Below are 25791 nucleotides of genomic sequence, written 5' to 3'. Positions count from 1 at the left end.
TGTATGCCTTATATCGAAGGTGAAGATAGACATCAAATTCATTTACTGCCAAATACGTTGGACGACTTTGTAGAAGAAGAAAATCCTGTCCGAGTCATCGATGCTTACGTCGATAGTTTGACCCTGGAAGAATTGGGGTTTCAGGTGTATTCGGGCACCAAATCGGGGCAAAAACCTTATCGCAGGGAAGATCTTCTCAAGCTCTATCTTTACTGTTATATGAACGGCATCCGTTCCTCTCGCAAGATGGAAACCGAAACGAAAAGAAACATTGAACTGATGTGGCTAATTGGCAAGCTCCATCCGGACCACGGTACTTTATCTGCTTTCATGAAGAATAACCAAACGGCTATAAAAAAGCTGTTTAAAGAGTTCACCTTACTGTTAAAAGGTTTCGGGTTGATCGATGGTCAACTTGTCGCGATTGACGGCACAAAATTAAAGGCGAACTGCTCTAAAAAGCAACACTTTAATGCTAATATTGTCAGTAAGAAGCTAGAGTATATCGATGAAAAAATCGATGCCTATTTGCATGACTTTTTAACGGAGGACAATCGCCAAAAAAAGCAGGAAATCACGGAAAAGTTAGAGGTCTATCAAGAGAGAATGCACGAGTTGCAGGTAATTAAACAAAAACTCAAGGAAACAGGTGAAAAACAGTTTTGTGTTACCGATCCGGATGCCAAATCAATGAAAAACAACGGGAAGCATGAAGTTTGTTTCAATGTTCAAACTGCGGTGGACAGCAAGTATAAACTGATCGTGGACTGCGATACGGTCAATGATGTCAACGATCAAGGACAGCTGTCCAATATGGCGGAGAAAACAAAGCAAGTTTTCCATGATCAAAAAACTACAATTCTGGCCGATACAGGCTATTATAATTATCTTGAAATCATCGACGTTGTCGACGAAAGCACCGAACTCTTAATTAAGCCGCAAAAGGGAAAGCAAAACAAAGTGGCAAGCGGATTTGATAAAGAGAACTTTGAATATGACGCCATCAACGATAGATATATTTGCCCGTTGGGTTATGAATTACCCTTCAAATGGAATGGAAAACAAAATGGAAAAGAGTATAGACGTTACACTTGCGAAGCCTTCGATATTTGCGGACAAAAAGAGTCCTGCACGTCTGCCAAAGGCGGAAGGGCGGTAACCAGACTTAAAGACGAAGAAGTGATCGAGCAGATTACCGAAAATACACGTAGTCAAAGTAATATTTATAAGCAAAGAGCGGCAATCGTTGAGCACCCTTTCGGGACGATGAAACGTCACTTGGGCTATACATACTTTTTAACACGAGGGTTGGCATCAGTAGGCACTGAGACCAATTTGATTTGTCTTGCCTATAATTTCAAGAGACTGATCAAAATAAAGGGCGTGAAGGACCTCATACGTCTCTTCAGTGACCAAGCTCGTTCAAAATCTAATATGCACGACGTTTATTTGAGCAAAATCGCATAAACCCACGTTTTAAAGCGTGCTCAGCAATCAGTTGTTAGACAGTCTGACGTACGGTGGTGTGGAAGGTCGGCTATCCAACTAATGGATAGCCTACTATCCGATTATACTTGCCGGTGCCACTTTAAACATTAGGAAACGGAGAATGATCAATGAATCCATATTTAAGGTAAAGGCTACAGAAAGAGAAGCGATGTTTGCCCGAAAAGCCGCTGCCGGCAATCGGGTGGTCTATACGATAAAAAGCGCGAAAGCCAATGTGATCGAGAAGATCACCGAGAAATATATTAATATCCGGTCCGCTAACAGGGATGCGATACATCGAAACCCCAGATCTTCGTTACGCAGGGCGCTTACGCTATTTTTTTATCGCCGTATCGTCACGCTTAAGCAGTTGATGAAGGTCCATGCCTATTCCAGCGCTATGGCCGCCCTCATTCAATCGATCATGCTGGATATCTGCAAAGTTATGGTAACCAAAACGGGGGCAGTCCAATTGACCCTTCGAGGCCTGTTTTTATTTCAGCGGGCTTAGCCGGGCAAAAGAGGACGTCCGAATAGTTCAGGAGTATGGCGGCCGCTTTGTCTTCTGAATTGGCATCTTTTGCGTGCTCAAGAAGCGCTGATAGATTGCCAAATTAATCACGTAAAGGCTCTGCTGGAAGAGGATGAGTAGATTCGTAAAGCTTACGTGCTCAATAAACGTCTTCGCAAGTGATACAGGCACAAGAGTCTTGAAAAGCCGCAACTGAGTTCCCTAAGCTAATTCTAATCATATTGGCTATTGGCGTAACGAAACCCTTACCTATTTCTGTTTCCCTATACAAACGCTTTCACCTAAGGTCCGAATACAAAAATCAAGCTTCTGGAACGCATCGGGTATGGAACGAGAGACAGAAATATAAACTCAGATGCGCTTTAAATAATAGTTAGATTTACATAAAAGGATACGAAATGATATTTTATTAGGCCGTGGTTGAGGAAGTTCGTTTACAGTATTATGAATTTATGTTAATGTTTCTTTGGTATTATTTGAGATGATAGTATGAAAATAACTTATGCAAATCATTTCAAATTGTAGTTTATTACATAATTGTAATAAAATTACTTAAAAATTGCAATAGCCGATTGACTTTTTAGCAATGCCCCATAATTGCAGAAAATATCTTTTTAACAGGTATATCTTCTGGGTAATAGGAATTTTCCAATGTCAGCGTTACAAAAACCAAAGTTTAAATCATTGAATTACAGCGAAGAGTCCGGGGCGCCAATTATGAAAATCACCAGAATATTCAGCTCAATAATGATCCTCAAAATTCACTGGGAGCGGAGGTACTAATGAGTCAGGAAAATCATGAGAATTCGATTGCAATTGTTGGACTATCCGGATATTTTCCAAAGGCGCGAAACACACAGGAATTCTGGCAACGGCTTATTACGGAAACGGAATGCATCACCCGACTTACTGACGAGGAATTGTTGGCTGACGGAGAAGACCCGGAACTTCTAGGACATCCCAACTACGTCCGGGCAAAAGGCATCATTGATGATCCAGAAGCTTTTGATGCCGGCTTTTTCGGAATCTCCCCGGCCGAAGCGACGATGGTCGATCCGCAACACCGTCTCTTTCTCGAATGCTGCTGGAGTGCGATCGAGGATGCGGGGATGAATCTGGATACGGAATCGAGAGCGATTGGCGTATTCGGGGCCGGAGGGATGAGCACGTATCTGTTGCATAATCTCACCCAAAATCCCCGCCTGCTGCGAGAAAATGATTCGTATCAACTGATGCTTGGCAACGACAAAGATTATATTGCTACGCGCGTGTCGTTTAAGCTGAATTTGTCCGGCCCTAGCATTTCCGTACAGACGGCTTGCTCCAGTTCCCTGGTGGCTGTGCATATGGCTTGTCAAAGTTTGCTGAACGGCGAATGCGACATGGCGCTCGCCGGCGGTGCGTCGGTCAGTTTTCCACACAAGAGAGGCTACGTCTATCAGAAAGGCATGGTGCTCTCATCAGACGGACATTGCCGCCCGTTTGATGCGAAAGCCGAAGGGACGGTCGAAGGTACCGGCGTTGGCGTCGTTTTGTTGAAGCGCTTGGAAGACGCGATCGAAGACAATGACCGCATCTATTCGGTGATTCGCGGTAGTGCGATCAACAATGACGGATCGGAAAAGATCGGCTATACGGCTCCTAGCGTCGACAAGCAGGCGGCCGTGATCAGCGAAGCGTTGTACATAGCGGGTGTCGATCCGAGCGAGATTTCTTATGTAGAGGCGCACGGCACGGGGACGCCGCTCGGTGATCCAATCGAGATCACTGCTTTGACCAAAGCATTTCGGCAGCATACGGATCGTGTCGGTTATTGCGCGATCGGTTCGTTGAAAAGCAACTTGGGGCATTTAAATTCGGCTGCCGGCATTGCCGGCTTGATCAAAGTGGCGTTGTCGCTTAAAAACGAGTGCATCCCGGCGAGTCTTCATTATTCAACGCCGAATCCGAATATCGACTTTGAGCACAGCCCCTTTTTCGTTAATACGCGAATCGCTCCGTGGAAAATCGGCCAAGACACGCGTTTTGCCGGGATTAGCTCCTTTGGGATCGGAGGCACCAACGTCCATATGGTGCTATCGGAAGCGCCGACTCCTGTCAAAAGCACACCATCGCAGCGTCGCGCGCATACTTTGATGATCTCGGCCAAGACAAAAGATTCAGTCTTGCGCTACGCTTTAGAGCTTCAAAAGTTTTTGGAAACGAACAAAGATACCGATCTGGCTGACGTTGCATTTACCTTGCAAACGGGCCGCCGGGAATTCGAATATCGTCGAGCGGTTGTAGGCCGTACTGTCGAGGAAGCGATCGCGCAACTAGCCGACGGATCCCAGCGCCTTGAGGCGGCCGATCAGGCGTCGCAGATGGTTTGGATGTTCAGCGGACAAGGCTCTCAACATGTGGGAATGGCACGCGAGATCTACGCTTCCGAACCGACTTTCAGGCGCGAGTTTGATGCGTGCTGTGATATGCTGCGTCCGCACTTGGAGGGACAAGACATCAAACGTTTGATTTTCGCAGAGCCTGAAGAAGAGGAGAAAGCGGCGGCAGAATTGAGGAACACTGCCATCGCGCAACCGGCCCTCTTCGTTGTAGAGTATTCCTTGGCCCGGCTGCTGCTGTCCTGGGGGATGGAACCGGCCGCGATGCTTGGGCATAGCATCGGAGAATACGTGGCGGCGACACTGGCCGGCGTTATGTCATTGCAAGACGCGCTGGCACTGGTGACGCATCGTGGGCGTTTGATGCAAGGATTACCGAGAGGGTCGATGCTGTCAGTTGCTTTGGCGGAACACGATTTATTGCCGCGATTGAACCAGCATCTGGACCTTGATATCGCTGCGATCAACAGTAAAAGCAGCTGTGTGGTTTCCGGACCGACTACTGCGGTAGAAGCGTTCAAGGCTTCGCTTGAAGCTGAAGGCATCAGCTCGACGATGCTCCATACGTCGCACGCGTTTCACTCCGCGATGATGGAACCAATTTTGGCGTCGTTTACCGAATTGGTTCGCGGTATTCGCCTTACACCGCCTGCGAAACCGTTTCTGTCCAATGTGACGGGAACGTGGATCACGCAAGAGCAAGCCTGCTCCTCGCAGTATTGGGCCCTACACCTGCGAGAAGCTGTGCGGTTCGCTTCGATGATCGAGTTTTTGGAAGGCGAAGGCTTCACGCATTTTGTCGAGGTCGGACCTGGACAAGTACTGACCTCGTTGGCTCGGCAAACCCTAAAGAACGCTTCGGCGGTACCTGTCTTGCCGTCTGTTCGCGAGAAGCAGGGAGATGCCGCCCGCCTAATGGGAGCCCTCGGTACCTTGTGGTCGGCCGGCCTTCAGATGGACTGGTCCTCCCTTTATAACGAAGAGACCCGAGTCAAAGTAGATCTCCCGCTTTACTCGTTCGATCGGCAGACATACAGCCTGAACGCGGGCGCTTCGATGCCGGTGCGTCATGCGGAACAGGCGCCCGTTGCCAAACCGAAAGCGTACCAAGAGCGACGCAATATCAAAAATGATTATGTCGAACCGGAAAACGAACTGGAGATGATTATTGCCGAGATCTGGCAAGATCTCTTCCAGGTCAGTCCAATCGGTCGGGAAGACGATTTTTTCGAGCTTGGAGGCAACTCCCTCATGGGCATTCAACTGCTCGGACGCATTAAGTCGATTTTCAAAGTGGAAGTGTCGGTGAGTAACCTCTTTGAATCCCCAACGATCGGAAGCTTGGCATCCCAAGTTTTGGATAAGCTCGATACATTGACGGAAGAAGAGGCGGAAGAGGTACAACAAACGCTAGCGACTCTCTTGATCGGAGTGAATGAGTAATGAAAACTACGAGTGACACGGCGAAATCTCAACTTTTAAAAAAACTCATGAACCAGACTGCCCCAAAGCAGTCCGGAGAGCCTGTCGCAAAACAAGCGACGGGCGTAAATCGAGGCGACTATGAAATCGCAAGGATAGCGGACCGCCCGTACTATCCGGCTTCCTTTGCACAAAAAAGAATGTTCCTTTTGCACCAGATGGACTCACAATCGGTCGCCTACAACCTTCCGCTCGCCATGTACATTGAAGGGGAGGTTGACACTCAGCGTTTTCAAACGGCGGTGAATCAACTGGTCGAACGCCATGAGTGCCTCAGGACCGGGGTTCGCATGGTCGATCAAGAGATCGTTCAATTTACGGATCTGGACGTTTCGATTCCGATACAGTATGTGGAGGTCGAGGAAAAGGAAATCCAGGAACTGATGAAACGCTTCAGTCGTCCCTTCGATCTTGCTAAGCCGTCGCTGGCCCGCATTGCGCTGGCGGAAGTAGGCACTGACCGCCATCTTCTGCTTCTTGATGTCCACCACATCATAGCAGATGGCACCTCTCTACAAGTCATCTTGCGTGATTTGATGGCGTTCTACAATGAGGTGGTACTTCCGCCTCTGCAATTGCGATACCGGGATTATGCCGTTTGGCAAGAGCAATGGTTTGCATCGGAAGCGGTGAAAAAGCAAGAGAAGTTTTGGCTAAACATGTTTGCATCGGACGTGCCCATTCTGGATTTGCCTACCGACTTTCCGCGCCCGGACATTCTAGCCCCTGTGGGAGCTCATCATGAATTTGCTTTTTCTCGGCAAGACACGGAATCACTCAAACGTCTGGCCAAGCAATGTAGCGTGACCGATTATACACTATTTCTCGGGGTGCTCTCCATCTTGCTTGCTAAATATTCGGGACAAAACGATATCGTGGTCGGCTCTCCGATCGCCGGGCGACGCCACCCGAAGTTGCAAGAACTCGTAGGGCTGTTCGTCAACACGATTGCCCTTCGCAGCCAGCCCGAGGCTTCGAAGAAATTCGTAACATACATAAAGGAATTGCGTGAAACGGTCCATTCGGCGATTGATTCACAAGATTATCCGTTTGAGACGTTAGTCGAAAAAACGGGCGTCACCAGAAACATCAACCGCAATCCGCTTTTTGACGTCATGTTCTCAATGATCAATATGAAGAAAACCGCGTCGCAGTTCCAAGATCTGAAGATCAGTGCCTACTCGTTCGAGCGAGAAGTGGCTAACTTTGATCTTGAATTGTACATGACGGAAGAGAACAACGAAATGCAGTTCCGCTTGGAGTACAACTCCTCCTTGTTCAAAGCGGAAACCATCCAACAGATGGTGCAGCACTTTCAATTCATCACTCGCCAGCTGATTGAAGATCCGGATCGGGAAATCGCCGCAATTCAGCTTTTGGATGAAACGGAACGAGCGAAGGCGCTAGCAAAACATCACGGTCCAGTGGTGGCCGAAGAGGATCTTATCTTTACTAAAGTGTTTGAAGAACAGGTGCGACAAACACCGCATGCAATGGCGGCCATCTGTGAGGATCGTACGCTCACCTATTCCGAACTGAACGCTTGGGCGAATCGCGTAGCTAACGGCCTGCTCGAACAAGGGCTGCCCGAAGAAGCACTGGTCACGCTGTGGTTGGATCGCGAACTTGAATTCCTCGCTTCAATGATTGGCGTGTTTAAGTCAGCCCTAGCTTACGTGCCGGTGGACCCTGCCCTTCCGGATGAACGGATTCGCACGATCCTGGAGGAAAGCAAAAGCCGCTTGATCGTCACGGAAGCTCAATACGTAGAGGTTGCCCGTGCGATTGCCGGTGAAAATGTGCAAATTGTTCTGATTGAAGATTTGCTGGAAAGCGGCCATTCGGCGGAAAACCCTGGGATATCGGTTGTACCGGCCAACCTCGCCTACGTTATCTTTACCTCAGGTTCGACTGGGAAACCGAAAGGCGCGATGGTAGAGCATCAAGGGATGCTTAATCATCTGCGTGCGAAAGTCACCGATCTGAATCTCACTAGCTTTGATAGAGTAGCTGAAACAGCGACGCAGAGTTTTGACGTTTCCGTTTGGCAATTTCTCACGGCACTCGTGGCTGGCGGAACTACCATTATTTTCAAAGGCGTCACAGCATGGCAGCCGAAGCCGCTACTCGAGGAGATTCGCGCGCATGACGTCACGGTGTTTGAAACAGTGCCGAGCCATCTGATCGTGTTGCTTGATGAGATCGAAGAGTCACGCGGCGCCACAGGCACATTGCCGTTGCGCTGGATGATGTTAAATGGTGAACAGTTGCTCTCTGAGCTTTGTCGTCGATGGTTCCGATTCTACCCGGACATCCCAATCATCAACGCATACGGCCCAACAGAATGCTCGGATGACGTGACCCATCATTTCGTGCCGAACGTTGCTTCACTGAAACGTTCTGCGATTCCAATTAGCGGAACGATCCGGGGGATGCGGCTCTATGTACTTAATGAGCAGTTGAATCAAGTTCCCAGAGGCGTTGTCGGCGAGTTGTATGTCGGTGGGATAGGGGTTGGCCGCGGATATCTGGGAGACCCCGTGAAGACGGCAGCTGCCTTTTTGCCTGACATGTTCGCAGAGGAACCGGGAAAACGCATGTATAAAACAGGTGATCTCGTACGTGAACTCGCGGATGGCACTCTGGAATTCTTAGGGCGCAGAGATCATCAGGTCAAGATCAACGGCATGCGCATCGAATTGAGCGAGATCGAACACGCGCTCTTGACCACGGAGATGGTGCGGGAAACGGTAGTCGTGGCTGGCCAATGGGGGAGGTCGCAAGGTAAGCAGCTCTGTGCGTATGTGGTGTTGAAACCGGGCATCGAATTGGCGGAGTTGCAGCTTGCAATCCAGTCTGTCCTGCCTGGCCACATGGTGCCGGCCTACTGGATGAACTTGGACGTGTTGCCTTTACTCCTCAACGGCAAAGTCAATCGAAAAGCGCTCCCGGTACCCGAAAGGAATACATCTAACCAAATCGAGTTTGTTGCTCCACAAACGGACGACCAGCGCCTGCTCGCGAAACTATGGGCGGACGTCCTTGATCTGGAGGAGTCGAGCATCGGTTTGCAGCATGAGTTCTTTAAACTCGGCGGGACTTCCTTGAAAGCAATGCGATTGGTCTCAAAGATCAAAACGGAGACCGATGTGGAACTGCCGTTCACCGCGATTTTCGCAGGTTCTGTGTTGGAAGAATTCACTAAACTGTATCAACAAGCCCGAGAAAGCAGCGTTTGGCGTATCGAGAGTGTAGCCGCAGAGATCGGGATGCATGTGCCGGCTCTGTCCGAGCATCAGCGGATCTATCGCCAAAACAGCCAAATGCCGTTATCTGTCGTGTTTAACATGCCGTATCGCTCAGTCGTGGAAGGAGAGTTGGATACAGAACGTGCCGAAGCTGCGTTCCAGGCCGTCTGCGATCGTCACTGGATAATGAAAGCAAACGTAATCTTGGATGAATCGGAAGGTTTAATTTTCATGAGCAACCCGTCGGCAGCTATTGAGTTCCATAGCGGTTACACGAACGATGAGGAGGTTGCGGAGAATTGGCGTCAATTCGTTCGTCCATTTGCTCTCGATCAAGAGCCGATGTTCAGAATGCAAGTGCTGACAGTGAACCCGCGCCGACACTACATCTTCTTTGACAACCACACGATCTCTGCGGATTTCACTTCGAAAGAGTTGATCTTACGAGAGTTTGTCAGTCTCTATCTCGGACAGCCGTTGGAACCGGTCGGCATGCACTACCCGGAATACATCCGGCACCGTTTGGCACGGGCGGAAAGTGCGGCTGCTCTTGCTCAGAAGACGGAATGGGAGAGCGAGTTCGCACAAGGGGCGAAACGCTTGCGGAGTCCGGAAGCGAGCTGTTTGGCAGAGGTAAGGCCGGAAACAGGGAAGCGCCTCACGCTACATCTGGAGGAGAGCCTGCTTTCGAAAATCGTCGCCCTCTCTAAAACATACGGCGTGAGCGAATACAACATTTGCCAAGCTGCCTTTACGCTCGCCCTGTCTAAGCAATTTGGACAGGATGAATTCTTCCTACTTTCGCTCGTTACAGACCGTGATAAACCGGGATTTGATCAAATTGTGGGTCTCCTGTTTGATACCATCCCGATACCACAACAGGTGGCTGCGGAGTGTACGGTTGCCGAGCTCTTGGCGCAGACACAACAAAATTCGCGGCAAGCGTATACGAAGCGTGATTATCCGGCCATTCAAATGTACGAAGAACAGGCGGAGCAAGACGGAGGATGGTCCGATGGCTACTTCGACACCACGATGGTTTGGGTTGAGAATAACTCGTTCGATTTTAATAAGGTCGGTTTCAGCGTTCGAGAGATCCGAGATGATGATGACATCATGATGCGTTTTGACCTGCGCCTCGAAGCGTATCGAGGAGAGTCCAGCCTGATGCTGGTTCTGGAATATCGAAGACGATTGTTTTTTGCTGCAACGGCTGATCGGATCTTAGAGCAAATTCTCTCGGGACTTGAATTTATCGCAAACCATCCCTCCGAAAAACTTTCGATTTGGAGGAGGCCACATGCATAATATGAAAGTGTTTTGCCTGCCGTATGCTGGCGGTTCGACCAGCATGTATATGAAGTGGAAACCTTCAATTCATCCGATGATTGAATGGGTACCTCTCGAGCTAGCCGGACGAGGCATCCGCTTATACGAACCTCATTGCGAAACATTCGATGAGTGTCTGGAAGACGTGTATGAACAGATTGTACGCCATAGGATAGACATGCCATATGCGCTCTTTGGGCACAGCATGGGTGCAAGCATTGCTTTTGAGGCGACACGAAAACTGATTGAAGAAGGCCATTCGGTACCAAAGCATCTGTTCCTATCGGGGCGCCGGTCGCCTCAATCCGCTCGTCCAATAAAGCAGATGCATCTGCTTTCTGAAGCTGAATTTATTGAAGAATTACGCCTGCTTGGTGGAACGGCGGAGGAGATTTTTGCTGACCGGAACTTGCTGGAGATGTTTTTGCCGATCATCCGTGCCGATTATCGAATGCTATCGACCTATTCATTCCGGCTGCCACAACAGCCGCTTGACATAGCGTTCACCGTCTTAAACGGCAAAGCTGATGATTTGTATCCTCAAGAAATCATCGGCTGGCAAGCATTTACGTCTCATAAATGTGAGTACCTGTTTTTTGAAGGGGGACACTTTTTCATTGAGCAACACTACAAAGAAATTGGGGCATATGTGAATTCGGTCATGCTCCCTGAGCGGATTGTGAAGGCAACATGAACATTTTACAAGCATGGTTCAGAAGGATTTTCTATACGGAAGTGAATCCTGTTATCAAGCTCAGTTGTGACCGCATGCTGCAGGTTGACGACTTGGAGCCGCTCCCCACAAACACCCTCAAAGACACCGGTAACAGTCTTTCCTTCGATTCCGCTGGGAAATTTATTCTATCAATTGTTCGAGTGAATCGAAAATCGTCGTTATGGGGGATGTTTTTCACTCTCTTTAGGGTCATTTTTGCTCTGAGCATCCCGGTGCTCATCAAGCTGATCCTCACCGTCATCGTTGGCGACGAGACCCAACAATCGGGTATCTCGAACGGAGTAGTGTACTCTTTCTTGTTCGCCATTGCTACTATCTTTAGCGGGATCGTCACCAACCTGTGTTTTTATTGGGACTTTGTGGCCTTTCAGGCGCATCAACGGTTGCTCGATTCGTTGATCTACCAGCAAATGCTGGAGTTAAAGGCGACGGTTCGTTCGAAATATCGTTCCGGCGATGTGATCAATACCGTAGGGAATGATGTGCAGACCATCTCCAAACTTGGGTATTTGGTCAATGACACGTTTTACGTGGTGATTCTTTTTATCGGGGTTATCGTCTTGCTCCTGAATTACTTGGGACTCGGGACATTCGCAGCAGTGGCGACGCTGTTAATTTTTCAACCGATCGCACAACAGATTACAAAACACTTCATCAACTTTGACAACAATCGCGCACATTTGAGGGAGTTACGCCTCAACCTGATTACACAATTGCTTTCCGGCATTCGCACCGTGAAACTTTACGATCTAGCCGGATTGTTGAACACGAAAATTCGTGACGTGCGGGATCAGGAAGTGCAGCAACAGATCAACTGGGGCTCCAAAGCGGCGCTGTCGATCGTCTTGTTCGGAAGTACAACTACTCTCATTTGTTTGGCTGCTTTTGGGACACGTTTGCTTTTAGGGCAGCCGCTTGATCCGACCGTGCTCTTCCCGTCGCTTGGACTTTTGATGCTGCTTGAAGTGCCGTTTGCGCAGATGCCGGAGATTCTGAATACGTTCTCCGGAGTCAAAGCAGCCGGACAACGCGTCTTGAATTTTCTCAAGGCGGATAAGAACCCGAGCGGGTTGAAGCCTCTGTCTGAGCCGGGCGCTGCGGTCGGGGTTTCGCTGGAACAGGTGTCTTTTTCTGTAGCCGACCAAGAAAAACTGATCTTGAGCGGAATCGATCTCACCGTCAAGACGGGCGAAGCGGTGGCGATCGTCGGCTCAGTTGGGTCCGGAAAAAGCGTGTTGCTTCGCAGTCTTTTGGAAGAAGACGAGCGTTTGTCCGGCGTGATTCGCTGGGAAGGCGTGAGTTCTTTGCAATCGCCGCGCATCGCGTATGTGCCGCAAGAGGCGTTCATTTTCAACGCAACTTTAAAGGAGAACCTGCTGATGGGCCTTGAGGAAGCAGGTTCTGAAGAACTGTTGAAGCGAGCGATCGAAGTGACAGCGATGGAAGCGGATGTTCGCCAATTGGCGGGCGGGCTCGCAATGGAGATCGGCGAACGCGGAATCGGCCTCTCCGGCGGGCAAAAGCAGCGCGTCAGCTTGGCAAGGTCGGTCGTGGCCCAACCGGGTCTTGCCCTGTTGGATGATCCGTTTTCCGCGCTGGACGCGAGGACGGAAGAACAAATCGTCGAACGATTGCTCTTCTCCGAGTGGAAGTCGATCACACGCATCGTGGCGACCCACCGATTGCGCTTCCTGCATCGCTTTGACAAGATTGTTTTCTTACAGGAAGGACAAATTGTGGCACAAGGAACGCTAGAGGAATTGCTGACCCGCGCCGATTTTAAAGATTTTTATTCGGAAGATTCGATCGACAGCTCCTTAACGCCTGCTTCGGAGAAGAGCGAAGCGGTCAAAGAGAACCGGTCTTCGGAAAGCGATACGAACAACACGCTGCGCATTACGGAGGATGAGGACAGACGCTCCGGCAGTGTGGGTCGTAAGATCTACGGCGACTTTTTGCAAGCGATGGCTGGAGAAAAAAATAATCCGAAACGTCTATACATATTTACCGCTCTGGCGCTGACTGTCGTTCTAGCTGTCTTAATTCCACTCTTCCAAAATCTTTGGTTTGTGGCCTGGTCCGACCCGCAGGCATTTGAAAAAGGGTCGCTGTTGCGAACGATCGCCGACAATCCCGGACTGAGCATGCTGATCTACGCAGGGCTTGGCGCGCTAGCGTTGGTGGCCATTTACACACAGCGAGCCCTATGGAACCGCCAAACGGCCGTTGCAGCCGGAATTCTACACAATGAAGGTCTGGACGGGGTTGTTAGAGCGCCGATCCGGTTTTTCGATTCGACGATGTCCGGCGTCTTGATGAATCGCTTTTCTCGAGACGTGTTTGTGATCGAAAATGATTTGCGCTGGATGTTTGAAAATATGGTGCGTTTTACATTCCAGGGCTTGGTGAACATAATCCTGTTTATCCTTGTGGGTCCTTGGATGATCTTGGGAATTGTTCCTATTCTTTGGTTCTATTACCGCCTACAAAAAAAATTCAGTATCGCATCGCGCGAGATCAAGCGGCTTGTCCAAGTTACGCAATCTCCACTCTTCAGCCATCTGCGCGAAACGTTCGACGGGTTACTGACGATCCGTACCATGAGTCAATCCGCCTATTTTACGGAACGGTTTGAAGGTCGGCATAATGCGTTTCAACGCGCATCACGCGCGCATGAACTGACAGACCGCTGGTTTAGCGTTCGCGTTCCAATATTAAGCGGTGCCATCTCCTTGATTTCGGCTGCTTCGATTTTCTTGGCGGCTCGTTACGGCTGGATTTCGACCGGTCTGGCCGGCGTAATCCTTACCTATCTGATCAGTTTTTGGACGCTGCTTAATTGGAGTGCGAGAACGTTTGCGATGGTGGAAGGGAATTTGACCTCCGTGGAGCGTTTGGTGCATTTGGCGGAATTGCCGAATGAAGAAACATTATTTCACAAACGCGGCTCCGAAGATCAGCTGGCGCACAGCGATCATTTTGCGGTGACAAATGAAAAAGATGGGGAGTCGTGTCTTAAGCGTAAAGGTGCTTCGATCGAGTTCGTCTCAACGTCCGTGCGTTATGCAGAAAACTTGCCCGATGTCCTCAAAAATGTCAGTTTCTCCATCGCTCCAGGGTCGCAAGTCGGCATAATTGGAAGAACGGGGTCAGGCAAGAGTACGATTCTCCAATCGTTAGTAGGCATGGCGGAAGTTTCAAGCGGTGACATCCTGATCGACGGTGTGCCGATCCGCGCCTTGCCATTGAAGACACTTCGCAAGCTGGTTGCGGTAGTGCCGCAGGAGCCCTTCCTGTTGAACGGGACGATTCGCATGAACCTGGACCCGACCGGCCAGCACACGGATGAGCGACTGATGGAAGTTGTGAAACAAGTCGGCATGGGTGATTTCATGACGCTGCTGCCTGACGGTTTTGATACGGTGGTTTCCGACAGCGGCGGAAATTTGAGCCAAGGCCAGCGACAGCTCTTATGCTTTGCGCGGGCGCTCTTGAAAAATCCAAAGATTATCATCATGGACGAAGCGACTTCCAATGTTGACGTGCAAACGGAAGCGCGGATTCAAAGCCAGCTGAAAGCGGCGATTGACGGCATTACCGTCTTAATCATTGCTCACAGAACTTCGACGGTTCTTGGGTGCGACCAAATCATCTGTCTCTCTGAAGGCAGGCTTGAAAACACTACTTTAGAAAACGGTGATACTTATGAATGATCAGGTGCTTGTATCAACGCCACTTTCTTATGGACAAAAAGCGCTTTGGTTCCAACATCAGGGAAATCAGGAAGCACCTTTTAACCACCTCAGCTTTGCAGCGCGAGTCGTTTCAGGAAAAGATCCGGATCGACTACGCCAAGCTTTGAACCGTCTGTTTCAAAAATATGACTCCCTCCACACGAGATTTTTCGAGCGAGAGGGAGAGCTTTTCCAAGAGGTCGTCCACGAGGTTGAGTTGCCATTCGAAGAAATCGATGCGACTTCGCTGGACGAGCCCACGCTGCTGGCGAAAATCGCCGAGGTAGCCGACGAGCCGTATGACCTAACATCCGGCGTGCTGATGAAAGCAAAGTTGTACCATTGTGCAAACGGTGAGATGGTGTTCTTCCTAGGGTTCCACCATATTTCCGTTGACCTTTGGTCGATGACCGGGTTTATCCAAGAACTGAGTCAAATCTTTGGGAACGAAGCTATCGGGGAAGAGAAGCGGGAAGACCGGGTGAACAACTACGCTGAGTTTGTCGAATACCAGTCCTTGATTGTGCATGGTGACCGTGGGGAAGAGCTACTCAACTATTGGCAATCGGTGCTGGGACAAGAGATTCCGATTCTTCAGCTGCCGGAAGATGCGACGCGTCCAGGCATCAAAACCCACCGCGCCGCCACCATCCGATTTGAGCTACCGATGACACTGGAAGCGAGCCTTCGCGCCTTCGCAAAAGAGCGAGGCGTGACCCTCTACCCGGTATTGCTAGCTGCGTATATGGCGTTGCTACACAAGTATTCAGGGCAATCGGACATCGTCGTGGGTTCTCCCTATGCTGGTCGAACGCGCGGGAAATTTCGTGAAACATTCGGATTTTTTGTCAACATGCTGGTCAATCGCCAGCTCGTAACGCCAAAGATGTCCTTCGTAGACCTCGTGACCGATGTCAACCAGAGCGCCGGGAAGCATCTCCGCAAACAAGATTTCCCATTTCCCGCCCTTGTGCAAAAAGTAACAAGTCAGCGCGACAGAAGCCGATCACCGCTTTACGATGTTGAGTTCGTCTATGACCGTCCACGTATGATTGAGGATATCGCACCATTTATTCAAGGGTGGAACGGCGCTCAACTCGATCTGGGGGAGCTGGTGTTTGAATCGATCGAATTTGAAAAGCGCTGGTTGGAACGTGATCTCCAGCTCTTTATTTCGGAGGGGCGGGACAAACTATATGGTACTTTGACCTATAACCGAGATCTGTTTTTCACGACCACGGCGGAACGATTCGTCAGCCATTTCATCAACCTGCTGACTTCGGCCATTCGGGAACCGGAAAACGCCATCGGGTCGCTTGACTATTTGTGTCAGGAAGAACGGTTCCTGCTCCTGAAGCAATGGAACCAAACGGAACGGGCATATCCGGAAACCGGTTGGGTGCATGACTGGTTACGAACGCAAGCGCAGGAAACTCCGCAGCAAACGGCGCTACACTTTTCGGGGAAAAAGCTGACGTATCAGGAACTGGACGACCGGATCGATCGGATTGCCGGTATCCTTGCAGCTCGCGGTGTGCAGACTGAGTCCCCGGTGGCCATCGTGATGTACCGATCAGTAGAGATGGTCGCTTCCCTTCATGCCGTTATGCGAACCGGCGGCTTTTATGTGCCGATCGACCCGGAGTTGCCGCAAGAACGCATCGAATGGATGGTCACGGAAGTAAATCCCAACGTGATACTGACACAAAAGTCGCTGCTCCCCCTGCTGGAAAAGCTAGGCGTTGCCAACAAAGCGATCGTACTCGACGATGGCGACTTGCCGGAAGCGCCTGCTGCAGCCGTTCCGCTCGCGGCGGACAATGCGGCTTATATGATCTACACGTCCGGTTCAACCAGCCGTCCCAAAGGAGTCGTGAACACGCACGGAGGCATTCGAAATCGCATCCTTTGGATGCAGGAAGCATTGCAGTTGAGCAGTAAAGACCGTGTGTTGCAAAAGACACCATATTCGTTTGACGTGTCAGTGTGGGAGTTTCTGTGGCCGTTTCTGGTCGGCGCGCAACTAGTGGTTGCCAAGCCGGAAGGACACAAAGACCCGGATTACCTGATTGATCTGATCAAGGAAGAGTCGATCACAACGATACACTTTGTCCCTTCGATGTTGCAAATCTTTCTTGCAAACCCGCGGAGTCGCGAGTGTGCATCACTACGACGCGTGATTTGCAGCGGAGAGGCATTGCCGGTCACTCTGGCCAAAGAATTTTTTGAAGCTTTCCCTGATTGCGAACTGCACAATTTGTACGGCCCGACGGAAGCTGCTGTGGATGTAACGTGGTGGAAATGCGAGCCGTCGGACTCTTTACGCTCTGTTCCGATTGGTTATCCGATCGCGAATACGCAGATGTATATTCTAGACGAGATGCTCAATCCGGTGCCAATCGGCGTGACTGGCGATCTGTATATCGGCGGCTGCCAACTGGCGCGCGGTTATTGGAAACGCCCGGATCTGACGGCCGATCGTTTTATTCCAGATCTCTTTGCAGAAGAACTCGGACACCGCATCTACAAGACGGGCGACATTGCGCGCTATCTGGAAAACGGCGCGATTGAGTATTTGGGACGGTCTGACTTCCAAGTGAAAATTCGCGGCTTCAGGATCGAGTTGGGTGAGATTGAAGCCCAGTTGCAAAACCATGACAGTATCAAGGAAGCGGTAGTCGCAGATCGCGGCGAGGCTGGCAACAAATATCTGTGCGCCTATATAGTGGCAGACTGGGAACTGACCGTTACGGAACTCCGAGACTACTTGTCCAAACAACTCCCGGGATATATGATTCCTTCTTTTTTCGTGTATCTGGATCAACTGCCACTGTCTCCAAACGGCAAGCTAGACAGAAAGGCGTTGCCGGAACCGGATAAGAGTGTATACACCGGCGTGGAGTACGCAGCGCCGACCCATGAGATTGAAGCAAAATTGGTGAAGATCTTCCAAGAGGTGCTCGAAGTGGAGGATATCGGCATCCATCATGATTTCTTTGAGCTTGGCGGGCATTCACTGAAAGCAACGATCCTCATTTCCAAAATTCACAAGGAACTCCATGTGGAAGTGCCTTTAAGCGAAGTCTTTGCGAACCCGAAAATCAAAGAGCTCGCCCACTTTGTGCAAAACACCGAACAAAACACCCATGCGGCCATCCAACCGATCGCGGAACAAGCCTACTATCCGACATCATCCGCTCAAAAACGGCTATACATACTCGGACAGTTGGAAGGGGCCGGGGCGAGCTACAACATGCCGGGAGCCATGCTGGTGGAAGGCGATCTAGACAAGGACAGGCTGGAAGAAGCGTTTCGACAACTTATCCAGCGGCATGAGACCCTGCGCACCTCATTCGAAATGGCGGACGAAGAGATTGTGCAACGAGTTCGTCCGAACGTCCTCTTTACCATCGATGTGAAGGAAGCGGTAGAAGAGCAGGCGGAGGCATTTATCACCGAGTTCGTGCAGCCGTTTGACTTGAGCCAAGCGCCTCTCTTGCGGGTTGAGCTGATCAAATTGGCGACGGACAGACATCTGTTGCTGTTTGACATGCACCACATCATCTCGGATGGGGTTTCCATCGGCATCCTGATCCAAGAATTCGTTACGTTGTACCAAGGAAACTACCTTTCGCCGTTGCGGATTCAATACAAAGACTTTTCCGCTTGGCAAAATGAACGGTTTGCCAGCCCTGCGCTCCAAGCGGATGAACGATACTGGCTGGACACGTTTGCCGGGGAAATTCCGGTGCTTAACATGCCGACCGATTTTCCACGTCCTTCCGTCCAAAACTTCGAGGGAAGCAGCCTCACGTTTGAGCTTGGCCGCGAGTTGACCGGCAAATTGCACGCTTTGGCAAAAGCAACGGGCTCCACGCTCTATATGGTGCTGTTGGCAGCGTACAACACCGTGCTGTCCAAATACACCGGCCAGGAAGACATCGTCATCGGTTCGCCGATCGCTGGCCGACCGCATGCCGATTTGCAAAGTATGATCGGGATGTTTGTCAACACGTTGGCAATGAGGAACTTCCCTGTCAGTGAGTTGACCTTCCGCGAATTTTTGAAACGTGTAAAAGAAAATGCTCTCAAAGCGTATGAACACCAAAACTACCCGTTTGAACAATTGGTCGAACAGTTGAATATCCCGCGGGACATGAGCCGCAATCCCTTGTTTGACACGTTGTTTGTGCTGCAAAATACCGACCGCGGACAACTCGAAGTCGAGGGGCTGAGCTTCACGCCATACCCGTTCGACAGTGGGATGGCCAAGTTCGACCTGACCATCACCGTAGAAGAGGTGGAGGGCCGCCTCGCCTGCACCTTGGGATACTGCACCAAGCTGTTCAAAAAGGAAACGGTCGAGCGGCTGGCCGGACATTTTACCAACATTTTGCAACAGGTGGCCGATAATGCGGAAACCAAGTTGGCGCAGCTCGATATGCTCTCGGCAGACGAGCGCCGCCAGATTCTGGAGGATTTCAACAACACGGCCGTCAGCACGCAGAACTGTAAGACTGTCATAGAACAATTTGAGGAGCAGGTTGAAAAAACGCCGGACCGTCCGGCGCTCCTCTTTGAAAACGACGTGCTGACCTATCGCGAGTTCAACCGTCAAGCCAATCAAGTAGCGCATTACCTGCGACAAAAAGGGGTCGGCGAAAACACCGTTGTCGGACTGATGACACAACGATCCCTTGAAATGATGGTCGGACTCTACGGCATTTTAAAGGCGGGGGCCGCCTATGTGCCGATCGACGCGGAATATCCGCAGGAACGCATTCGATATCTTTTGGACGATTCGCAAATCACCCTCGTCCTTACGCAACGACAATTGAACGTAGAAGTCACGCATGAGGGAAGCGAGTTCACCGCGATTGAGGACCTGCTTGAACAGAACGAATGGAGCGGAGATAACCTCGGCTTGACGTACGATCCCGCACGGATTATGTACCTGCTGTACACGTCAGGCTCAACCGGAAAGCCTAAAGGGGTCAAAGTGCGGGCGAACGCGTTTGCCAACCTCATCGATTGGTTTACCAGCGACCAGTACGAGATCACGGATCAGGATAACATCTTGTTAATCGCTCCGATCAGCTTTGACTTGGCACAAAAAAATCTCTACGCCAGCTTGGTAAAGGGCGGGACATTATGCCTGTTTACTCCCGGTCTTTACGATTACAACCGGATGTTTCGTATCATCAAGCAGCAAAACATCACGTTCGTAAACTGCACACCGAGTGCGTTCCAGCCACTTGTGGATTTCGATACGAAGTTTGAATCTTTAAAAACATTGCGCTGCGTGTATCTCGGCGGGGAACCGTTAAAACCTGCGTTCTTGACGCCGTGGATCCGATCGGGCGCCTGCAACGCGCGGATCATCAACTCTTATGGGCCGGCCGAATGCACCGACGTCGCTACGTCCTACCAGATCGACGGTCGCGAATTCGAGCACCTCGCGACCGTGCCGGTCGGCAAACCGATCCGCAACGCCAAAGTGTATGTGTTGGACAAGAATAGACAGCCCGTACCGCTCGGAACGCTGGGAGAGTTCTACATCGGAGGTGTCGGTGTATCGGCCGGCTACTTTAACCGTCCGGAACTGACGGCGGATAGATTCGTTTCGGTGAAAGTGGATGGGCAGGAGCCGCAGTTGTTGTACCGTACCGGCGATGTTGGAAAGTGGCTGCCCGATGGCAACCTTGAATTTTTGGGCCGTGTCGACCACCAAGTCAAAATTCGCGGTTTCCGGATCGAACTGAGCGAAATTGAAACCCAAATGTTGCAGCACGACAACATCAAAGAAGCGATCGTATCGGCCAAAGGGAACGAAGACGACCTTTACCTTTGCGCGTATGTCGTCGCAGACCGCGAGCTCCCGGGAGCAGAGTTGAAAGCTTACTTATCTGAGTATCTTCCGGACTATATGGTCCCGCCCTACTATGTACAGATGGACAAGCTTCCGCTGACGCCGAACGGCAAGGTCGATCGAAACGCCTTACCGGAGCCGGATAAAGCAGTGCAAGCAAGCGTGAAATACGTCGCACCAACCAATGAGATCGAAGCCAAACTGTTGGACATTTTCCAGCAAGTGCTGAACGTGCAGGGCATCGGCACCCACCATGATTTCTTCGAACTGGGCGGACATTCACTGAAGGCGACCATTCTCCTATTTAAAATTCACAAGGAACTGGAAATGCAATTGCCTTTGAGCGAGGTCTTTAAAAACACGACCGTCAAGGAGTTGGCAAAGCGGATCCAGCAAGCGGAACTCAGCATCTACGAAGCAATTCAGCAGATAGAGGAAAAAGAGTTTTACCCTGCTTCCTCCTCCCAAAAGCGGTTGTACATGCTGGATCAGATTCAAGAGGTAAACACCAGCTACAACATGCCGGGAGCAATGCTGGTCGAAGGCTCTCTGGACCCGAAGCGTTTGGAAGCAGCCTTCCAACAACTCATCCGGCGACATGAGACGCTGCGCACCTCATTCGAAATGGCGGACGAAGAGATTGTGCAACGAGTTCAATCGAATGTCCCCTTTGCCGTCGAAGTGAAGGAAGCGGAAGAAAAGCGGGCGCAGGCGTTGATCGCCGAGTTCGTGCAGCCGTTTGACTTGAGCCAAGCGCCTCTCTTGCGGGTTGAGCTGATCAAATTGGCGGCGGACAGACATCTGTTGCTGTTTGACATGCACCACATCATCTCGGATGGGGTTTCCATCGGCATCCTGATCCAAGAATTCGTTACGTTGTACCAAGGAAACTACCTTTCGCCGTTGCGGATTCAATACAAAGACTTTTCCGCTTGGCAAAATGAACGGTTTGCCAGCCCTGCGCTCCAAGCGGATGAACGATACTGGCTGGACACGTTTGCCGGGGAAATTCCGGTGCTTAACATGCCGACCGATTTTCCACGTCCTTCCGTCCAAAACTTCGAGGGAAGCAGCCTCACGTTTGAGCTTGGCCGCGAGTTGACCGGCAAATTGCACGCTTTGGCAAAAGCAACGGGCTCCACGCTCTATATGGTGCTGTTGGCAGCGTACAACACCGTGCTGTCCAAATACACCGGCCAGGAAGACATCGTCATCGGTTCGCCGATCGCTGGCCGACCGCATGCCGATTTGCAAAGTATGATCGGGATGTTTGTCAACACGTTGGCAATGAGGAACTTCCCTGTCAGTGAGTTGACCTTCCGCGAATTTTTGAAACGTGTAAAAGAAAATGCTCTCAAAGCGTATGAACACCAAAACTACCCGTTTGAACAATTGGTCGAACAGTTGAATATCCCGCGGGACATGAGCCGCAATCCCTTGTTTGACACGTTGTTTGTGCTGCAAAATACCGACCGCGGACAACTCGAAGTCGAGGGGCTGAGCTTCACGCCATACCCGTTCGACAGTGGGATGGCCAAGTTCGACCTGACCATCACCGTAGAAGAGGTGGAGGGCCGCCTCGCCTGCACCTTGGGATACTGCACCAAGCTGTTCAAAAAGGAAACGGTCGAGCGGCTGGCCGGACATTTTACCAACATTTTGCAACAGGTGGCCGATAATGCGGAAACCAAGTTGGCGCAGCTCGATATGCTCTCGGCAGACGAGCGCCGCCAGATTCTGGAGGATTTCAACAACACGGCCGTCAGCACGCAGAACTGTAAGACTGTCATAGAACAATTTGAGGAGCAGGTTGAAAAAACGCCGGACCGTCCGGCGCTCCTCTTTGAAAACGACGTGCTGACCTATCGCGAGTTCAACCGTCAAGCCAATCAAGTAGCGCATTACCTGCGACAAAAAGGGGTCGGCGAAAACACCGTTGTCGGACTGATGACACAACGATCCCTTGAAATGATGGTCGGACTCTACGGCATTTTAAAGGCGGGGGCCGCCTATGTGCCGATCGACGCGGAATATCCGCAGGAACGCATTCGATATCTTTTGGACGATTCGCAAATCACCCTCGTCCTTACGCAACGACAATTGAACGTAGAAGTCACGCATGAGGGAAGCGAGTTCACCGCGATTGAGGACCTGCTTGAACAGAACGAATGGAGCGGAGATAACCTCGGCTTGACGTACGATCCCGCACGGATTATGTACCTGCTGTACACGTCAGGCTCAACCGGAAAGCCTAAAGGGGTCAAAGTGCGGGCGAACGCGTTTGCCAACCTCATCGATTGGTTTACCAGCGACCAGTACGAGATCACGGATCAGGATAACATCTTGTTAATCGCTCCGATCAGCTTTGACTTGGCACAAAAAAATCTCTACGCCAGCTTGGTAAAGGGCGGGACATTATGCCTGTTTACTCCCGGTCTTTACGATTACAACCGGATGTTTCGTATCATCAAGCAGCAAAACATCACGTTCGTAAACTGCACACCGAGTGCGTTCCAGCCACTTGTGGATTTCGATACGAAGTTTGAATCTTTAAAAACATTGCGCTGCGTGTATCTCGGCGGGGAACCGTTAAAACCTGCGTTCTTGACGCCGTGGATCCGATCGGGCGCCTGCAACGCGCGGATCATCAACTCTTATGGGCCGGCCGAATGCACCGACGTCGCTACGTCCTACCAGATCGACGGTCGCGAATTCGAGCACCTCGCGACCGTGCCGGTCGGCAAACCGATCCGCAACGCCAAAGTGTATGTGTTGGACAAGAATAGACAGCCCGTACCGCTCGGAACGCTGGGAGAGTTCTACATCGGAGGTGTCGGTGTATCGGCCGGCTACTTTAACCGTCCGGAACTGACGGCGGATAGATTCGTTTCGGTGAAAGTGGATGGGCAGGAGCCGCAGTTGTTGTACCGTACCGGCGATGTTGGAAAGTGGCTGCCCGATGGCAACCTTGAATTTTTGGGCCGTGTCGACCACCAAGTCAAAATTCGCGGTTTCCGGATCGAACTGAGCGAAATTGAAACCCAAATGTTGCAGCACGACAACATCAAAGAAGCGATCGTATCGGCCAAAGGGAACGAAGACGACCTTTACCTTTGCGCGTATGTCGTCGCAGACCGCGAGCTCCCGGGAGCAGAGTTGAAAGCCTACTTATCTGAGTATCTTCCGGACTATATGGTCCCGCCCTACTATGTACAGATGGACAAGCTTCCGCTGACGCCGAACGGCAAGGTCGATCGAAACGCCTTACCGGAGCCGGATAAAGCAGCGCAAGCAAGCGTGAAATACGTCGCACCAACCAATGAGATTGAAGCCAAACTGTTGGACATTTTCCAGCAAGTGCTGAACGTGCAGGGCATCGGCACCCACCATGATTTCTTCGAACTGGGCGGACATTCACTGTTGGTGATGCGTTTAGTTTTACGCATTCAGGAGACGTTTAACGTGGGAATTTCTGTTCGGGATGTCTTTTCTCACTCATTGACGGAATCCCTTTCGCGTTTGATCGGCTCGAAGGTGCAAACTTCCGATTTATCGCCTGGTCTGTTACCGATTCAAAAGACGGATCCGGACACAGTCATATTTCCGCTTTCCTATGCACAGCAAAGACTTTGGTTCCTGGATCAACTTAACCCCGGTTCCAGCAACTACAACATGGTCGGAGCCTACAAATTAACCGGCGAGATTAATTCGGCTCGACTGGAAGCTGTCTTTAACGAGATCGCACGCCGTCATGCGATCTTGCGGACGACGTTTGGCGTTCGGGAAGGGGTTCCGTATCAGCATGTCAATGCGGAACCGCGCATCGGGTTCCACTGCATTGAGATACCTGCCGAGCAAGAAGTGAGCACATTGATTCAGGAAGAGGCGAGGGTCGGATTTGATCTGACGCATGGACCGTTGCTGCGTGTGCTTCTCATGCGGAAGGAAGGCCATCAATCAGAACACGTGTTGGTTGTCAACATGCATCACATTATCTCGGACGGATGGTCGTTGAACGTGCTAGTGCGTGAGATCGGGGAGCTGTGGAAACTTAGCGGGGAGCCTGAAGGGGATTTTTCGCAGTTTCAGCAACCGGTGCTGCAGTACGGAGATTATTCGATCTGGCAGCGCGATCTGTTCGAAACAGGGTACTTGAACGAGCAGATGGTTTATTGGAAGCAGCATTTGGGCGGCCACAAAGGCGTCCTGGAATTGCCGACGGACAAAACACGCTCCACGTCCGGCGTCGGACGGGGCGCAGAAGTTCCGATTCGCATTGCGGAAAGCGAATTGACGATGCTGAAACAATTGGCTCAGGCGAACAGCTGTACCCTCTATATGGTGTTGTTGGCGGCCTACGCGGTCGTCATACAGCGGTATTCGGGAGAGGACGACATCGTCATTGGCACGGCGGTGGCTAATCGGAGCCGTTCCGAGTTGGAGGGGCTGATCGGTTTCTTTGTGAACACGCTGGCGCTCCGCATTGATCTTTCCGAGGAACTTCAGTTGTCCGAGTATTTGGAACGCGTGAAAAAGGTTGTCTTGAACGGATTTTCCAATGGAGATGTGCCGTTTGACGTGGTGCTGGATGAAGTCAACCCGCCACGACTGCCGGGAATCCATCCGTTGTTCCAAACGATGTTCATCTTGCAGACCGCATCTCCGACTACGATCTCGCTGCAAGGTCTTGAAATTACTCCCGTTCATATGCCGCTGGATGAATCCAAGTTCGACTTGTTCTTAAATCTCGAAGAGGTGCGAGGGGAACTCGTGGGACATCTCGAGTTCAATGAAGACCTCTTCCATGGGGAACAAATCCGTAAGCTAGGGGAATACCTCACCTCCTTGTTGGATGCCTGGGTGAAAAATGCGGACGGGAAACTATCCGAATTGAAAGCATCGATTCAAGCAGGGCGCCAGGCAAAGCCCGTGCTTTCACCGCAAGACCTGCGAGGCCTCTTGAATAAATTAACCGATGGAAGGAGCGGATAG

7 protein-coding genes are annotated in these 25791 nt (G+C 50.8%); all 7 read left to right on the top strand.

Annotated features, from left to right (window positions below):
* Positions 1 to 3 precede the first annotated feature (3 nt).
* A complete protein-coding gene (locus KP014_RS27860) occupies positions 4 to 1467 on the top strand; it encodes an IS1182 family transposase (RefSeq protein WP_216700435.1) in 1464 nt (487 codons plus the stop codon).
* A 142-nt stretch (positions 1468 to 1609) separates the two neighbouring features.
* Positions 1610 to 1999: a hypothetical protein gene (locus KP014_RS27855; protein WP_036588769.1), complete on the top strand. Its 390-nt coding sequence runs from the start codon at positions 1610 to 1612 to the stop codon at positions 1997 to 1999.
* An 803-nt stretch (positions 2000 to 2802) separates the two neighbouring features.
* Positions 2803 to 5844: a type I polyketide synthase gene (locus tag KP014_RS27850; RefSeq protein WP_036588766.1), complete on the top strand. Its 3042-nt coding sequence runs from the start codon at positions 2803 to 2805 to the stop codon at positions 5842 to 5844.
* Positions 5844 to 10439 carry a non-ribosomal peptide synthetase gene (locus tag KP014_RS27845; protein ID WP_036588763.1) on the top strand — a complete coding sequence of 1532 codons (4596 nt, stop codon included), beginning with the start codon at positions 5844 to 5846 and terminating at the stop codon, positions 10437 to 10439. Before KP014_RS27850 ends, KP014_RS27845 begins: the two co-directional genes overlap by 1 nt.
* Positions 10432 to 11154, top strand: coding sequence for a thioesterase II family protein (locus KP014_RS27840; RefSeq protein ID WP_036588760.1), 723 nt, complete (start codon positions 10432 to 10434; stop codon positions 11152 to 11154). Before KP014_RS27845 ends, KP014_RS27840 begins: the two co-directional genes overlap by 8 nt.
* A complete protein-coding gene (locus tag KP014_RS27835; protein ID WP_036588758.1) occupies positions 11151 to 14909 on the top strand; it encodes an ATP-binding cassette domain-containing protein in 3759 nt (1252 codons plus the stop codon). The genes KP014_RS27840 and KP014_RS27835 overlap by 4 nt, the downstream gene beginning before the upstream one ends.
* Positions 14902 to 25791, top strand: coding sequence for a non-ribosomal peptide synthetase (locus KP014_RS27830; protein ID WP_216700434.1), 10890 nt, complete (start codon positions 14902 to 14904; stop codon positions 25789 to 25791). The genes KP014_RS27835 and KP014_RS27830 overlap by 8 nt, the downstream gene beginning before the upstream one ends.

This window comes from Paenibacillus sophorae, from assembly GCF_018966525.1.
GTDB classification, from domain to species: Bacteria; Bacillota; Bacilli; order Paenibacillales; family Paenibacillaceae; genus Paenibacillus_AQ; species Paenibacillus_AQ sophorae.
This window is presented reverse-complemented; position numbering and strand designations above follow the sequence as displayed.

What these genes read in the sequence shown, in the direction of transcription:
- KP014_RS27860 (WP_216700435.1), top strand. Translation starts at nt 4, where the DNA reads ATGCCTTATATCGAAGGTGAAGATAGACATCAAATTCATTTACTGCCA.
- KP014_RS27855 (WP_036588769.1), top strand. Translation starts at nt 1,610, where the DNA reads ATGATCAATGAATCCATATTTAAGGTAAAGGCTACAGAAAGAGAAGCG.
- KP014_RS27850 (WP_036588766.1), top strand. Translation starts at nt 2,803, where the DNA reads ATGAGTCAGGAAAATCATGAGAATTCGATTGCAATTGTTGGACTATCC.
- KP014_RS27845 (WP_036588763.1), top strand. Translation starts at nt 5,844, where the DNA reads ATGAAAACTACGAGTGACACGGCGAAATCTCAACTTTTAAAAAAACTC.
- KP014_RS27840 (WP_036588760.1), top strand. Translation starts at nt 10,432, where the DNA reads ATGCATAATATGAAAGTGTTTTGCCTGCCGTATGCTGGCGGTTCGACC.
- KP014_RS27835 (WP_036588758.1), top strand. Translation starts at nt 11,151, where the DNA reads ATGAACATTTTACAAGCATGGTTCAGAAGGATTTTCTATACGGAAGTG.
- KP014_RS27830 (WP_216700434.1), top strand. Translation starts at nt 14,902, where the DNA reads ATGAATGATCAGGTGCTTGTATCAACGCCACTTTCTTATGGACAAAAA.